Below are 14,182 nucleotides of genomic sequence, written 5' to 3'. Positions count from 1 at the left end.
TGAAAATAGGTCTTAGGTTATTCTTCTTCTCCACAAATTTTAAGATTATTTGCCCTAGCGAAATCGATAATTGCTTTGTAGACTTGGGGGCTTGATTCTTTCAGTTTAGGATCGAGTAAAACGCATTTATAACCTTCGGTATTTACACTCGGTTGCAGAAGGGGGGAATAATGAATTCGTCTATTTTTAAAGCTTGCCATAGAGCCACTCATGCGTTCTGCCCAGTCGCTAGGACGGAAAGCTTTACCCTGAGGGGTAATGCCTTCGATAATAATTTTTTTATCTTCAGAATCAGCCATGATTGATGCATTTAAAAATCAGTATGCCTATTATAGCACCATCTTGCTGAAACAACGAAACAATGGCGAGTAAGTAGACTATTATGTTAGCATGTAGCTGATTAAATTTACGGTGGGCATAAGCTGTGAGTCAAAAAGAAAGTCATTCTGGGATTTACTTATTACCAAACCTATTTACTACAGCCAGTTTATTTGCTGCGTTTTACTCTATTGTTGCTTCACTAAAAGCGCAATACGAAGTAGCGGCAGTTGCCATTTTCATTGGCATGATTGCTGATGGTTTGGATGGACGTATCGCGCGCTTAACTAATACTCAAACAGCATTTGGTGGTGAATACGACAGCCTCTCTGACATGGTGACTTTTGGTGTGGCGCCTGCTTTATTAATGTACAGTTGGAATCTTCACAAACTAGGTAAAATTGGCTGGCTGGTTGCGTTTATGTTCACTGCAGCGGTGGCTTTGCGCTTAGCGCGTTTTAATACTCAGCTCGCAGTCGCTGACAAGCGCTATTTCCAGGGCCTTGCTTGCCCCCCGGCAGCAGCTATTGTGTCTTCATTTTGTTGGTTTTGTTATCAAAATCAACTGGAACATTTTGCCATTGCTATCATAACAGCGATCATTGCTGTGATTGCTGCGGTGCTCATGGTGAGTAATATACGTTATTACAGTTTTAAGGAAGTTGATTTCAAGGGAAAAGTCCCGTTTCTCTATCTCTTGCTGATGATCATTTTGTTTGTCGCAATTGCGGTTTATCCTTCCTTGGTCTTATTTATGAGCGCGCTAATTTACGCCTTATCGGGGCCATTGCAAACCTTAGTTGCTTTGCACCGTATGCGTAAACAACGCAAACAGCTTGCGAAGGAAAAGCAGCCTTAATTAAGTTGCACGAGGGTTTATTCAGGTTCGCCAAAGCAGTCATTGATCAATGCAACAACAGCCTTTTCCATTTCGACCTCATCGGGTCCTTCTATAGACAAAGTCAATTCGCTGCCTTTATTGGCAGCAAGCATCATGACACCCATGATACTTTTGCCATTTACAGTTTGAGAATCCTTGGTGATCTCAATATGACTGGAAAATCGTGCAGTGGTCGATACGAATTTCGCAGAAGCTCGAGCGTGCAAACCCAATTTATTGATAATTTTAATTTTAGTTTCTATCATGGCGAGCAATTTAGCATGTGCTGTAATTTTCTACAATGGTTAAAGCCCTAGTTGTTCATTATTAGCACAAAAAAGCAGGTGTTTTTTTATAGTAAAGAATTATCAAATTGCTTCTTAGCGAGGAAGAGTTTTAAAAGAGTGATGACTAAAAAAATAGTGTTGGTTATTAATTAATTAATGTGATAACATTTTGCGCACTTGAATGCATTTTTTTAATATTTATTCTCTCACTTAATACTATTTTAAGCTTTATTCAAGATAATTTCAGCGATTAATTCATAGGAGAAGACATGGGAAGGTATGTAAAACGATTGGACGAAAAGCTAAAAACAATAGCAAAAGCAAGCTATCCGCGCTATCAATATCAGAGTTTTATGACTGGTCCCGAATGGCGTAACGTTGAAATGGCCGAAGAGCTTGCTGCGTTTTTACGAGAAAATAATTCTATATTTCAATTTCCTTATTTTCGTCAAGTTGCTGACTTATGGCGGGTATTTTATAACTCTTATTCAGTAGCAAGAGAATACGATAGTGCTTGGAACATATTAACTTCCGAATACATGGTAATGGATATCTTCATTACGCTTTTTACTACTCTGGAAATGATTCCTAAGGGATTGATTTCTCTTATACTTTATCCTTTTTTGAAAAAAGATAATAACTCGGAGATGCAACAAAAAGTTGCTGCTTATTTTGAGAGCTATGCTCAAGATTTACAAACGATTCCGTTTTATGATCATCATTACAAAGAAAATCGTGCGGCCTTAGCAGAAGCTTATAACTCTTGCGAAAACAAAACTTGGGTTGATTGGTTCACTTGGAAATCGTTATCGATCGAGCTTTGGGCAAGACGCTGGATTTCTAAACCTTTAAGTTATTGGTTTCATCAAGACACCAATATTGTTGAACCCGTAACCGATATCATCGTCAAGTATCGTGCAGAGGGTGTAAATAGGAAGAAAGATGCTAAAGCACAATTTAGGGATTTATTAGCACAAGCTAATGGACAGTTAAAAGACCATCTTAGTGACGATGAGATTGGCCAGGATCTAGAAGTTTCAATTGTCGATAACGAGGTATATGCCAGGAAGAAAATGGATAACTCTCAAGAACAAGAAAGTTCATCCACTTATGTTTATGCTCGTTTAAGAACACCGCGTTATGCTCTTTTTCAACCCGTTATCCGTGCTTTAGCCGATCAAGAGATTCATGTGAAAAAAATTGCAGGACAGGATCGGGTACAGGTGAAATGCGTGGTCACCGGGTCTGCAGATGAGGATGCAGGGGTTGAAGAGCAATTAGAACATAAAATTGAAACCCTCAACACTAGGGCTAGGGCTACAGACGCTACACCATTGTACACCTATGGTGACAGGATTCATGACAAAACACGCCAAGTGTGTTTATTCGATGTTCCTGTTATGAAATTAGAAGAAACTTTAGACGAATTTGACGAGCAAGGTGCTGAAGTCAGATTCATTCATAATTTTTAAGGGAGTAGATTCATGTCGAAATTGAAAGAAATGTTTAATTCATTACCCGAGCTCGGCCGTTTAAACTCATGGCCCGCAGGAATGATTGATAGAGCCTATTTGGCGAATTCAAAAGGTTTTTTCAGTAAAGCCTGGCAGTTTTTTAAAGTGAGAGCAATATTTTTGACTTTATTCCTGCCATTGACGCTGGTTGATATACTGGTCTCCGGCGCTTTAGGCATTCGTTTTTCCTTTAGTACATTTTTTGTTGCTGATAATTTACAAGATCAACGTCTCGCTCAGCAAAAAAAGTACACCACTATTTTTAGTAAAAACCTCTATGCCATTTTTGCCTCGTTAATTGGTTTAATTAGTCCAAAGCTGGTGGCTTTTTATTTTACTCCAGAAAAAACGTCGCAGAAGGGTGTCACTGCGGGTGGTGGCTACCATCATGATGAGGAAGCAGAATTTGAGCGACCAACAACGGTTAGGGAGTTGCAAAGCATCATTACTGAAGCAGCTGAAGCTGGCAAAAAAGTAATGCCTATAGGAGCGGGTCTCAGTCAAGGTAAACAGTTTCTGCCGGAGGGAGGTAAAGGTGCTGTAGTGGTTGATCTGAGTCAGTTGCAGCTAAGAGGTGGTCCTATTTCTATCGATGCAGAAGAAGGCGTAGCAACGGTTAGTGCGGCCGTACGTTGGGCTGATTTGCAAAATGAGGCTAACAAGTTAGGTTTAGCATTACAATTCATGCAGGCTTCTAATGTGTTTTCAGTAGGCGGCTCTATAGGAACGGATATTCATGGTTGGAATATAACTGGAACACTGGCTGATTCTATTTTGGAAATAGATTTTGTGGATGCCCAGGGCAAGCAACATACCTTAACGCCGGAGGACGAGTTATTCCATCACCTTACCAGTGGATTCGGCCTTTATGGTGTTATTACCCAAGTGAAGTTGAAGTTGATTAAAAATGAGAAACTTTATGAGCGTGGAGTAGAGGTAGCGCCTGCTCAATATGTTGAGCATTTTCAGCAGAAAGTTCAGCACAATGATAACGTGCACATGCACTTATATCGCTTGTCCTTAGATCCAAAGAATTTACTAGGCGCTGGTGTCGCAGTTGATTATGTGAAAGACCCAAGTCCCTATGGCCCAGTTGAAGATGAAGCTCACAAAGCTCGTTTAGAAAAAGGAAAACAAAAAGACGATAGCGTTGAAAAAGAAGAGGAACTACGTCCTCGCTCCAAACGAAAGGAGCGGATTAAAGAAGAAGAGGACGAGATTTGTGTTACTCCTAATCTGCAACAGGAAGGCAACCGTGGCACGCGCTTTAATCAGGTGATGATTAATCTTGCCCGACGAATTCCTTATGTACGCAAATACTATTGGGAAAGCGAGCGTGATCGCGTTTTAGCCAATAATGCGCCGGCAACGACCACCAATGAGATTATGCAACCCCCCATTAATGCGATGTTTAATCCTTCAGTGTCTGAGGCGGAGTGGTTGCAGGAGTACTTCTTACCAGGGGATGAACTCGACGGCTTTTTAGCAGAATTAGGGCAATTGTTGATGACAAACGGCGTGCCTTTGCTTAATGCTTCTGTACGTTTTGTTAAACATAATCAAGAAACACACCAATCACCCTTATCTTATGCAAGAGCAGGAGATCGCTTTGCAGTGGTTTTATGTTTTAACCAATCGCTTGAGCCCAGTGAAATTATAAAGGCGAAAAAATGGTTACGAGAAGCCCAGCATATGGCAGTAGAGCGAGGTGGAAGCTATTATTTGCCTTATCAACAAGTCTCTTCTCCAGATGATTTTGACCGCGCTTATCCAGATGCTCAAGCCAAAGTGCAAGCGCTTAAGCAAGAAGTTGATCCTGAAGGGGTTTTCTCGAGTGGACTTTATCAAAAATACCTCGCTCCTCAGACAGAAGTTAATCATTTTAAAGTGATTATGGAGTCTGAAGAGAACAAAGAAGAATTTGCTGGTTTCTTGAAAAATGTCCTCCAGCGTGTCGATGCGGATAAATTTTTCGCCTTGCTCGAAGACATTATGACCTATAACGATACTCATGCTGAGATTTACCAAGAATTATGCAATCGTTTACCAGAAATCATGCCTTCTGCAATAGGTGATTTCCGCCATATCCTAAGTTCACTCTCGGCCATTAAAACTGATCTGGCTCGCCAGGCTAAGGCCATATTGCCTTCAGAGATGACTGAAATTAATGGGTTAGTAGAAATTGGTTATCCTGCTCGTTTTGTTGGGGGATTTAAAGCGAATTACCAAGTCACAGGGCCTATTGTGGCGATTCATGAAAATGATCCTTCTTTGACTGACTATATTCAGACTGGATACCCCAGACCTAACGATGACTATAGAAAGTTAGATTACAATAAACCCCATCTCGCACTTGCTGATTTACCAGAAGACAGTGCAGACGTGATTACTTGCTATGTGGGTCTGCATCATTTCCCTGACGATGAACTAGAAGCCTTTTTAACTGAAGTAAGGCGAGTATTGCGTGAAGGAGGTCATTTCTTACTGGTTGATCACGATGTAGAGTATGGTGAAACTTCAATGAGCATGGCTCATATGGCTCACACTGTGTTTAATGCAGTCACAGGCGCTTCTTTGAAAGAAGAAATGACAGAGAGAAGGAATTTCCGCCCTATGTCTCACTGGAAGGCATTGCTGGAAGAGTACGGCTTGGGTTATGAGGTAGAGGGTCCTGATGTCCCAATGATTCGTGAAGGGGATCCAAGTCGTAACCGGATGGTGAGTTTTGTTAAGCCTAAACTGGAACTTCAATTAGATAAAGGACTGAGTAGCTCGGCAAATGATAAGGATGATTATGAGCATGGGCCTCATGCCAAGCGTGATTTTAGGAAGGAAAAACAGATTAAGGTCGTCGTTGTAGAAGAATCAACGGCTTCAAACTCAAAGAAAACAGCTGTCACTGTGAAAAAGGATGAGGATCACCAAGACAAGCATGAGGGAGAAAAGGTTCCTGTAGAAGTGGGTCAATGGAGGAATAGTGAATCAAGTGCGAAGCTATCAAGAGATGGACATTGGGGAGCAGCTAGTAAACGCAGTATAACTAGTGACCAACGTACTCAGGAACCTACCCCAGTTTCAACAGCTACCTGTTAGTAAATAGGCTGGCGTTATTGCATTGTTGAATGTAAGTTGGGTCTTGACTCAACTTACATTAAGCAGGCAACTCTTCTGCTGAAATTAATAAATTATAAAATTCTTCCTGTTCATTTATCCGCCGACAAGCCTCACGAAAAGAAGAAATGCTGAATTGCTTAATGATTGCAGCGAGTATTTTTAGATGCTGATCAACTTGTTCCTGCGGAACCAATAGACCAATAATTAAATCGATGGGCTGTTTATCTTCTGCCCCAAAATCAACCGGATTTAATAATCGGATCACGCAGCCTTGCGGTTTGATTAATGCGGCTGTGCGAATATGTGGGATTGCAACTCCTTGACCTATCGCAGTACTTCCTAAACATTCTCGTTTCCAATAAGCATCAAATAATTCTTGCGGATTAAGATGGGGATGATTTTGACTGACTAATTGGCTGAGCTTTAGAAGTACAGCCATTTTGCTTTGTGAAATACTGTCAATATAAACGGTGTTTACATTGATTAGTTGACTAATATGCATATTTACTGACCATAATAAGAGCTAAAGTATTTTAACGTGTCTTAAACTTTGCTGACAAGCAGAGAAGAATAATCATTAACAGTTCATATCCAATTCCGTGGAAGGTTGGGCCTTGGCCTGTGGTATCGTCACTTTTGTTTGAACAAAAATAGCTGTTGCTCCAATCAGTAGCTCACTCCGTTCGGGCTGAGTCCTTCGAGAGCCTCAGGATGCTCGGGTGCGCGTAGCGCTGTCTCGAAGCCTTGGTGCTGCCTCAGGACAGGCCCTTTCGAGTACCTCAGGACAGGCCTTCGAGACGTCGCTGACGCTCCTCCTCAGGCTGCATGGTTCAGTAAAATACTGGATTTGGCTCGAAATATTATTCAAAAAAAGTGACGATACCTCAGGGCCAAGGCCCAACCCACTACTTGACTCAGATTAGATGGCGTTAATCGCGATGATGATCGCGGATTTTTTCTTTATGCTTTATCAACTGTCTATCTAATTTGTCAATTAAAGAATCGATTGATGCATACATGTCTTCGGATTCGGAGCGCGCATACAATTCGCCTTTTGCAATCATGACAGAGGCTTCGACAACCTGACTTAGTTTTTCTACATCGAATATCACATGAATGGAAGTGATTTTATCGAAATGTTTTTCTAGTTTATTCAATTTATCCTGAGCATAAGATCTCAAAGCGGCGGTGACTTCGATATTATGACCTGTGAAGTTGATCTGCATAACGTTCTCCTTCAAAAAAAAGTAATCTAACTACGGATTGTTTTACGTTCATTGGACGGGGCGATACCCATTGCTTCGCGGTATTTGGCAACAGTCCGGCGTGCGACTTTAATACCTTGCTCACCAATTAACTGGGCGATTTTACTATCACTCAACGGTTTTTTCCGATTTTCTGCCGCAATCAATTTCTTAATGACTGCACGAATCGCTGTGGATGAACATTCTCCGCCACTCGCTGTAGCCACATGGCTTGAGAAAAAGTATTTTAACTCAAAGACTCCTCGAGGGGTATGCATAAATTTCTGTGTGGTGACTCGAGAAATAGTCGACTCATGCATATCTAAAGCAAGGGCCACGTCATTTAAGATAAGCGGCTTCATTGCTTCTTCACCATGTTCTAAAAAGTCTTGTTGATACTCTACAATACATCGAGCGACTTTGAGTAAAGTTTCTTGTCGGCTTTGAATACTTTTCAAAAACCAACGAGCTTCTTGTAAATTATTTTTCAAGAATTGATTATCAGCACTATTGTCTGCTCGTTGAATAAGCGATGCATAGTGATTATTAATACTCAGCCGCGGTAGGGTATTCGGATTTAAGGTGGCTTGCCAGCTACCATTAATTTTTTTTACGGTAATGTCAGGAACAATGTATTCGGTAACTTCTTGTTGAATTAAGTTGCCGGGTTTGGGGTTTAAGCGTTGAATAATTTGCAGTGCCTTATCCAGATGTATTTCATTGGATTGATGGTTTTTCATTAGCTGTCGATAGTTGTGTTGACCGAGCAAGGCAATATCATCGTGAATAATTCGTTTTGCTAAATTCACATCAGCATTAGCAATAGGGAGTTGCTTTAGTTGAATTAACAAGGTTTCAGCTAAATTATAAGAAGCGCAGCCAACTGGATCAAAATGTTGCAAACGATGACGGACCGCTTCTATTTCTTCCATATCTAAGGGATGTGTTTCACTGTCTAAACTTGCATGTAATTCGAATAATGACAAAGTAAGAAAGCCGTCATCATCAATCGCATCAATAATGGAGGTGGCGATAACTCGATCAACATCACTCATCGGCGTCAAATCTAATTGCCACCGTAAATGATCTTGTAAATTGGTCGTAGTCGAATAGAGGTTTTCATAGTTAAAATCCAGCTCATCAAAATTAGTTCTCTTGCTGGAATTGTTGTAAAGCTGTGACCATTGGAAATCGGCAAATTCATCAGTACTTTGTTTGGTTTCTTGCCGATTTTCTTCTTTCTCCTCATTAGGAGTGATTTCGAGCATGGGATTAGATTCAACGACTTGTTGGATCTCCTGTTGCAAATCTAGTGTGGATAATTGAAGCAGACGAATGGCTTGTTGTAGTTGTGGGGTAAGCGTTAGATGTTGATTGATATTCAGTTGCAACGACGGTTTCATGCAAATCCTCTTTGTTATTTTCCTCGCCTTTTCTTAAGTTTAACCGATTCGGGGGGATTATCCAGTAGGAATTTGGCACAATTCATAACCAAAACGCGATCGTATTGGTTTTTAAGTCTATCTGCTTGGGATTTAGAGGAGGTATTTTAAGCGTATAAGTCATCTCTTGCTAGGCGCTCGAGATGACTCTATTGATATTACTTAACTTTTTTCTCTTTAAAAATAACGTACTTACGAATCACGGGATCGTATTTTTTTAATTCCATTTTTTCCGGATGATTACGTGGATTCTTGGTGGTAGTGTAGTAGTAACCGGTACCAGCGGTTGATTCCATTTTGACTTTAACAGTAACAGCGGCCATGGTATTTCCTCAATAAATTAAACTTTTTCGCCTTTAGCTCGAAGCATTTCGAGAACAGCTTTAATTCCTAGTTTATCAATAATACGCATACCTTTGGTACTTACCTTCAGGCATACGAATCTTTTTTCTTCTTCAACCCAAAAACGATGCCGTTTAATATTAGGTAAAAAGCGTCGCTTAGTTTTGTTATTAGCGTGAGAGACATTATTGCCTGTTGCTGGTCGCTTACCAGTAACCTGACATACTCTTGACATATTGTTACTCCAAAGTGTTCGTAGATTTAAGTCAGCTTTGTATAAATCGGGACATCGCGTCTTGTGTTATTGCGAATTTCCAACACAAGCCAGACAAATCAGTCGGGTGTGAATACAAGTGCGGTTTTATAGCAAAAAACGCCGAATTATGCAAGATCTTATCTTCTTTCCTGTCATTTTGATCGTGAAAAAAGATAAAAAACAAAGCAGAAAGGGAGCTCCTCACATCTAATTTACAGGAATTTGCATAAATTTTTTCCACTTAGAGTTTAAATGATCGCAAAATAAATATAAATGAGTATAATCTGCTCAAATCAAAGAGAGTAGAACCATGCAACGAACCATTAAGAGCTTTGTTTTACGCGGCGGTAGAGTAAGCAATCGACAACAGTTGGCCTTAGACCATTTTCTTAGTGATTATGAATTAGCTTTGCCCAGTACGCCATGGGATTTGTCGGCAGTCTTTAAAAGAGAGGCTAAAACAGTCGTTGAGATTGGTTTTGGTATGGGCGCTTCTTTAGTTGCCATGGCGCAACAACAACCTGAGCTTAATTTTATCGGTATTGAGGTGCATAGAGCAGGCGTGGGAAGTTTGGTTGCCGATTTGCACGATCAGGAAATGACTAATGTAAGAGTTGTTTCTCATGATGCGGTAGAGGTGTTTAAACACTATTTTATGAGTGATTCTTTAGCGGGGATCCAAATTTTCTTTCCCGATCCTTGGCATAAAAAACGCCATCATAAGCGGCGCTTAGTCCAATCCGAATTTATTAAATTATTAGTAGACCGACTTCAAGTCGGTGGTTTTATTCATTGTGCTACAGATTGGCAAGATTACGCAGAGCATATGCAAACTGTTTTGTCGCAGGAAACGTTATTAATAAATACACAGGCTGATGGTGGATTTTCACCACGACCTAATACAAGACCATTAACTAAATTTGAACAACGAGGAAATCGCTTAGGTCACGGAGTGTGGGACTTAATTTATACCAAACAAGTTCAAAAATAATGACTGATTTCTTCATGCAAATGCTTAACCTATTGTTGTAAGAAAGAGGACTTAGTTTATGAAATCTTTTGCAGAGTTAGAGCGGGCTATCGAGTTAGGGGAAAAGGTTTTTGAAGCGTTTATCCATAAGGAAGCATCAGCTGATAAAAATTTTTTTGAGCGAAGATTTCTTTTTAAAGAGACTGAGCAAATTACAGTACTCAATTATCTCATTCATATTCATGAGGTAGGATTGGGAAAGCCCTGTAGGAAAAACCATATAAAAATGCTTCTTTCTATGGGGGCAGATTTTAACTTAGATTGCTCAATCCATTTGTTATTGAGATTGAAGAAATTAGATTTGTTTCCACTTTTTTTTCAGGACTCGGATGAGGAAAGCGAAGCTCGGCGAAAAGTCGAATTAGATTTCCCTGAGCTTATTACTGGTCGGACCCTATTATCTCGGGCTATAAGTACCGGAAATGCCTCAATTTTAAGTACTCTTCTTCGGCGCGGATTTAAAATTGATGTGAATGCGCCAAATCAAATACTAGTCCAGGGTCAAACCCTAACAATACAACCCTTGCATCAAGCAGTGGCAACTAATTTTCCCGAGGCAACTTATTATTTGCTTGAGAATGGTGCCATCGTCGATAACCCCTGCGGTCGATTAAGAGAAACGCCGCTGTTACTCGCCGCTCGGTTAGGCACAATAAAATCATTAGAAGTTTTGTTATTTGCAACTGCGGGCAAAAATTGTTTAGATCTGCAAGCTGAAAATAGTGAATCTGATAGGGCCATTGATTTGCTTTGTAAGCGCTTAAAAAATCAGGAAAAACCACAAGAGGCTTTATATGGCATTGCCATGTTGCTTTGTCATGGCGCTAAAGCGCCTCGAGATGAAGGCTTCAGAAGCTTATTAATAAAAAATCGTTTTGCATTAATCGATCAGGTGAAAGAATACAAGAAACAATCAGGAAATTCTGCTGTCTTATTTGTTCGGGCTTGCCATGATAAAAACAATCCTTTACACGATATTATTTATGCGAACACCTGGCTGCACCTTTTTTGGCGCTATTCCTCCTTGCAATGGATATGGCATTTATTGGGACTAAATTGCGACGAAGCGTTTCGAGTCGAAGCCTTAGTATACGATGGTCCTGAATCAAATATACCTCCTGCTTTTATACACAATGAATTTCAACCCCTAGAGTCGATCGCAACGAATCGTTCAAATGAAGAAATATCGGCCGAAGACCAGGCTAGTGAGCAAAGAGAAGAAATTAATTTAAATGGAGAAGAATTGGATTATAAGCCATGGGAGCGTGAATTTGCACAGTTTACTTGGCGTTATGGTGTTACTTGTGGACTTTTTAGAAACCCAGCAAGCACCATGTATCGAAATTTGACTTTAGGTGAGTGTACAAACATTGACCAGGTGCGTGAGTACTCAGGAAAAGTAGGCAATGAGACAACGACCACACGAACAGTAATTAATGCAATGTATGGAGAACCTACCCCCACTCACGAGAATTTATTTAATCCATTTTGATAGAGATAGTCTTAAATAGCATTGCAGTTGATGGGTATATTAGTCATTTACTTGCTTAAACTAAGCATACCCCATAGAATTCTAGTTTTCTGTGTAAAAGGCGGGGGGAGATAATGGGTTGGAATGAGCCAGATAAAGGCAAAGATCCATGGAGTGGAAAAAATCAGCCACCTGATTTAGATGAAGCATTAAAACGTTTTCAAGAAAAACTAAAGAAAACTTTTTTTGGTGGTTCAAATAAATCTGATGACTCTCCTCCCACGAATAGAAGTGGCGGATTATTGATCCTGATGGCTGCTTTAATTATTTTTATCTTATGGGCCTTGTCCGGAATCTTTATTGTTGACGAAGGTGAACAGGCTGCAATTCTTCGTTTTGGCAAATATGTTGATACAGTGGGTCCTGGACCACATTGGATTCCTCGTATTATTTTTTCAAAAATTGTAAAAAATGTAGAGCGAGTTTCGGATTATTCTTATTCAGCTCAAATGTTAACCAAAGATGAAAATCTCGTATCCGTTTCCTTAGCAGTGCAGTATCGCATCGGTGATTTACAAGCCTATTTATTCAATGTTGCCGATCCACAGGAAAGTTTGCAGCAGGCCACTTCAAGTGCGTTGCGCCAGGTTGTTGGAACGACAACCTTGGATCAAATTATCACCGAGGGCCGTGAAGCTTGGGGAGCTAATGTTCAAGACTCGCTGACTCGAATTCTTGAGAAATATAAAACAGGCATTGTGATTGTAAACGTATCGCCCCAACCTGCTCGTGCTCCTGAAAATGTGCAAGATGCGTTTGATGATGCGATTAAAGCGCAAGAGGATGAAAAGCGATTTAAAGAACAAGCATTCGCTTATCAAGCACGTGTTGTTCCTATCGCCGAGGGAAATGCCAGACGAATCATTGAAGAAGCTCAAGCGTTTGCTCAGCAAGTTGTACTTCGATCTAAAGGAGAGGTCGCTGAATTTTTGGCTTTGCTACCGCAATATGTGCAAGCGCCAGTGGTCACTTCTCAACGTATGTATTTGGATATGATGCAGCAGGTTTTAAGTAACAGCTCTACGATTATTGTCGATAATAAAGCCAATAATATCTTGTACTTACCACTCGATAAATTGGCAAATACGGATAACTTGCTGCCTAAAGCCGCTGCTATGGCGGGAGCCGCAAATGGTAATCCTAAACCGACAACAGGCTCTGAAGCTGAGAGCTTGGCAGTAAGTAGCCGTGATTTTAGTAGAAGAACATATAGTAGTGGCCCAGGAGGAAATTAGTAAATGAATGCAACAAAGACAATATTAAGCATCCTGGCATTTATCATACTGATGATAGTATTAGCGAGTGTATTTACTATTACTCAGGGGCAGCATGGTATTTTGCTTCGCTTAGGCCGTTTAGTAAATGATAAAGCAGGCAATGCCTTAGTGCTGGGGCCGGGTTTACATATTAAGACTCCATTTATTGAGAACGTACGTATTTTTGATACACGCATTCTTACCATGGATATTAAATCGTCGCGCATCGTCACTAAAGAAAAGAAAGACGTTATTGTGGATTATTATGTCAAATGGCGAATGGATGATTTAGCCCGTTATTACAAAGCAACGGGGGGCAATATGCTGAAGGCTGAAATTCTGCTTGAACAGCAATTAAATACCTCTTTACGCGCTGAATTTGGTAAACGCACCATTTCTGAAGTGGTTTCAGGAGGGCGTGATGATGTCATGGAGTCTTTACGTGGCAATGCAGAGCAGCGAGCGGCCGGATTAGGTATTTCTGTCGTTGATGTGCGTATTAAAGGAATTGAGCTACCTGAAAACACTAGTAATGCTATCTATCAACGCATGCGTGCGGATATGCAGAAGATCGCTAATCGTCATCGCGCGGATGGAAATGCCGCTGCAGAAGCCATTCAAGCTGCAGCTGACGCACAGGTTACTGTAATGCTCGCCAAAGCAAAAAGTGAAGGACAAATGATTCGCGCGCGTGGTCAGGCTGAAGCGGCAGCTATTTACTCAGCTGCTTATAGTCAAAATAAAGATTTCTTTAGTTTTTATCATAGCTTAAAAGCTTATGAAGGTAGTTTTAATAATAAACAAGATTTATTCGTGCTTGATCAAAGTTCTAGTTTTTTTGATTATTTTAAGCATGCTTTGACTGGTTCTAATACAAATGTTAAAAATCAGGCTCACTAATTGAGCTAAGACACCTGAATTTCGAATTTAACAGAGAAAATCATGTGTTTTCGTGCAAAATAGTAGAA

At 40.4% G+C, this 14,182-nt stretch carries 14 protein-coding genes; 7 read left to right on the top strand and 7 right to left on the bottom strand.

Translation table 11 applies throughout. The features are described from left to right. Positions 1–17: 17 nt before the first annotated feature. Positions 18–299, bottom strand: a complete 282-nt coding sequence (locus Ldro_RS12400; protein WP_058496713.1) for a DUF3579 domain-containing protein — start codon at positions 297–299, stop codon at positions 18–20. Between the two features lie 125 nt (positions 300–424). Between Ldro_RS12400 and pssA the strand changes: the two genes are divergently transcribed. Next, positions 425–1,177, top strand: coding sequence for a CDP-diacylglycerol--serine O-phosphatidyltransferase (gene pssA / locus Ldro_RS12395; protein WP_058496712.1), 753 nt, complete (start codon positions 425–427; stop codon positions 1,175–1,177). 17 nt (positions 1,178–1,194) lie between these two features. On the opposite strand, the gene Ldro_RS12390 is transcribed toward pssA, so the two are convergent. After that, a complete protein-coding gene (locus Ldro_RS12390) occupies positions 1,195–1,464 on the bottom strand; it encodes an HPr family phosphocarrier protein (protein ID WP_058496711.1) in 270 nt (89 codons plus the stop codon). 290 nt (positions 1,465–1,754) lie between these two features. Here Ldro_RS12390 and Ldro_RS12385 point away from each other — a divergent pair, with 290 nt between their 5' ends. Both Ldro_RS12385 and Ldro_RS12380 read left to right on the top strand, forming a co-directional pair. Beyond that, positions 1,755–2,957, top strand: coding sequence for a hypothetical protein (locus tag Ldro_RS12385; protein ID WP_058496710.1), 1,203 nt, complete (start codon positions 1,755–1,757; stop codon positions 2,955–2,957). A gap of 12 nt (positions 2,958–2,969) precedes the next feature. After that, positions 2,970–6,092: an FAD-binding protein gene (locus Ldro_RS12380; protein WP_058496709.1), complete on the top strand. Its 3,123-nt coding sequence runs from the start codon at positions 2,970–2,972 to the stop codon at positions 6,090–6,092. A gap of 58 nt (positions 6,093–6,150) precedes the next feature. On the opposite strand, the gene Ldro_RS12375 is transcribed toward Ldro_RS12380, so the two are convergent. The 5 genes from Ldro_RS12375 to rpmB all read right to left on the bottom strand — a co-directional run bounded on the left by Ldro_RS12375 (position 6,151) and on the right by rpmB (position 9,376). Beyond that, complete coding sequence (locus tag Ldro_RS12375) at positions 6,151–6,615, bottom strand: PTS sugar transporter subunit IIA (RefSeq protein WP_058496708.1); 465 nt, start codon at positions 6,613–6,615, stop codon at positions 6,151–6,153. Positions 6,616–7,042: 427 nt separating this feature from the next. After that, the gene (gene hpf, locus Ldro_RS12370; protein ID WP_058496707.1) at positions 7,043–7,339 is read right to left on the bottom strand and encodes a ribosome hibernation-promoting factor, HPF/YfiA family; all 297 of its coding nucleotides are present in this window, start codon (positions 7,337–7,339) and stop codon (positions 7,043–7,045) included. Between the two features lie 26 nt (positions 7,340–7,365). Further along, positions 7,366–8,760 (bottom strand): RNA polymerase factor sigma-54, encoded by a 1,395-nt coding sequence (locus tag Ldro_RS12365; RefSeq protein ID WP_058496706.1) that lies wholly within the window; start codon positions 8,758–8,760, stop codon positions 7,366–7,368. Positions 8,761–8,957: 197 nt separating this feature from the next. Further along, the gene (gene rpmG, locus Ldro_RS12360) at positions 8,958–9,122 is read right to left on the bottom strand and encodes a 50S ribosomal protein L33 (RefSeq protein ID WP_058496705.1); all 165 of its coding nucleotides are present in this window, start codon (positions 9,120–9,122) and stop codon (positions 8,958–8,960) included. Between the two features lie 17 nt (positions 9,123–9,139). Continuing rightward, positions 9,140–9,376 carry a 50S ribosomal protein L28 gene (gene rpmB / locus Ldro_RS12355; RefSeq protein ID WP_058496704.1) on the bottom strand — a complete coding sequence of 79 codons (237 nt, stop codon included), beginning with the start codon at positions 9,374–9,376 and terminating at the stop codon, positions 9,140–9,142. A gap of 331 nt (positions 9,377–9,707) precedes the next feature. Between rpmB and trmB the strand changes: the two genes are divergently transcribed. The 4 genes from trmB to hflC all read left to right on the top strand — a co-directional run bounded on the left by trmB (position 9,708) and on the right by hflC (position 14,114). After that, complete coding sequence (gene trmB / locus Ldro_RS12350) at positions 9,708–10,388, top strand: tRNA (guanosine(46)-N7)-methyltransferase TrmB (RefSeq protein WP_058496703.1); 681 nt, start codon at positions 9,708–9,710, stop codon at positions 10,386–10,388. A 58-nt stretch (positions 10,389–10,446) separates the two neighbouring features. Next, entirely contained in the window at positions 10,447–11,919 is a 1,473-nt protein-coding gene (gene ankC, locus Ldro_RS12345; protein ID WP_058496702.1) for a Dot/Icm T4SS effector AnkC/LegA12, read from the top strand. 113 nt (positions 11,920–12,032) lie between these two features. Then, entirely contained in the window at positions 12,033–13,193 is a 1,161-nt protein-coding gene (gene hflK, locus Ldro_RS12340; RefSeq protein WP_058496701.1) for an FtsH protease activity modulator HflK, read from the top strand. A 3-nt stretch (positions 13,194–13,196) separates the two neighbouring features. Beyond that, the gene (gene hflC, locus Ldro_RS12335; RefSeq protein ID WP_058496700.1) at positions 13,197–14,114 is read left to right on the top strand and encodes a protease modulator HflC; all 918 of its coding nucleotides are present in this window, start codon (positions 13,197–13,199) and stop codon (positions 14,112–14,114) included. The last annotated feature ends 68 nt before the right edge of the window (positions 14,115–14,182 follow it).

It is taken from the genome of Legionella drozanskii LLAP-1 (genome assembly GCF_001467585.1).
Classification (GTDB): Bacteria; Pseudomonadota; Gammaproteobacteria; order Legionellales; family Legionellaceae; genus Tatlockia; species Tatlockia drozanskii.
Note: the sequence above shows the minus strand (reverse complement) of the source record. Positions and strands in the feature narration are given on the sequence as shown.

Excerpts from the sequence above, each read along its gene's own strand:
- trmB (WP_058496703.1), top strand. The coding sequence starts at position 9,708 with ATGCAACGAACCATTAAGAGCTTTGTTTTACGCGGCGGTAGAGTAAGC.
- Ldro_RS12390 (WP_058496711.1), bottom strand. The coding sequence starts at position 1,464 with ATGATAGAAACTAAAATTAAAATTATCAATAAATTGGGTTTGCACGCT.
- rpmB (WP_058496704.1), bottom strand. The coding sequence starts at position 9,376 with ATGTCAAGAGTATGTCAGGTTACTGGTAAGCGACCAGCAACAGGCAAT.
- Ldro_RS12380 (WP_058496709.1), top strand. The coding sequence starts at position 2,970 with ATGTCGAAATTGAAAGAAATGTTTAATTCATTACCCGAGCTCGGCCGT.
- rpmG (WP_058496705.1), bottom strand. The coding sequence starts at position 9,122 with ATGGCCGCTGTTACTGTTAAAGTCAAAATGGAATCAACCGCTGGTACC.
- Ldro_RS12365 (WP_058496706.1), bottom strand. The coding sequence starts at position 8,760 with ATGAAACCGTCGTTGCAACTGAATATCAATCAACATCTAACGCTTACC.
- ankC (WP_058496702.1), top strand. The coding sequence starts at position 10,447 with ATGAAATCTTTTGCAGAGTTAGAGCGGGCTATCGAGTTAGGGGAAAAG.
- Ldro_RS12375 (WP_058496708.1), bottom strand. The coding sequence starts at position 6,615 with ATGCATATTAGTCAACTAATCAATGTAAACACCGTTTATATTGACAGT.
- hpf (WP_058496707.1), bottom strand. The coding sequence starts at position 7,339 with ATGCAGATCAACTTCACAGGTCATAATATCGAAGTCACCGCCGCTTTG.
- Ldro_RS12400 (WP_058496713.1), bottom strand. The coding sequence starts at position 299 with ATGGCTGATTCTGAAGATAAAAAAATTATTATCGAAGGCATTACCCCT.
- hflC (WP_058496700.1), top strand. The coding sequence starts at position 13,197 with ATGAATGCAACAAAGACAATATTAAGCATCCTGGCATTTATCATACTG.
- Ldro_RS12385 (WP_058496710.1), top strand. The coding sequence starts at position 1,755 with ATGGGAAGGTATGTAAAACGATTGGACGAAAAGCTAAAAACAATAGCA.
- hflK (WP_058496701.1), top strand. The coding sequence starts at position 12,033 with ATGGGTTGGAATGAGCCAGATAAAGGCAAAGATCCATGGAGTGGAAAA.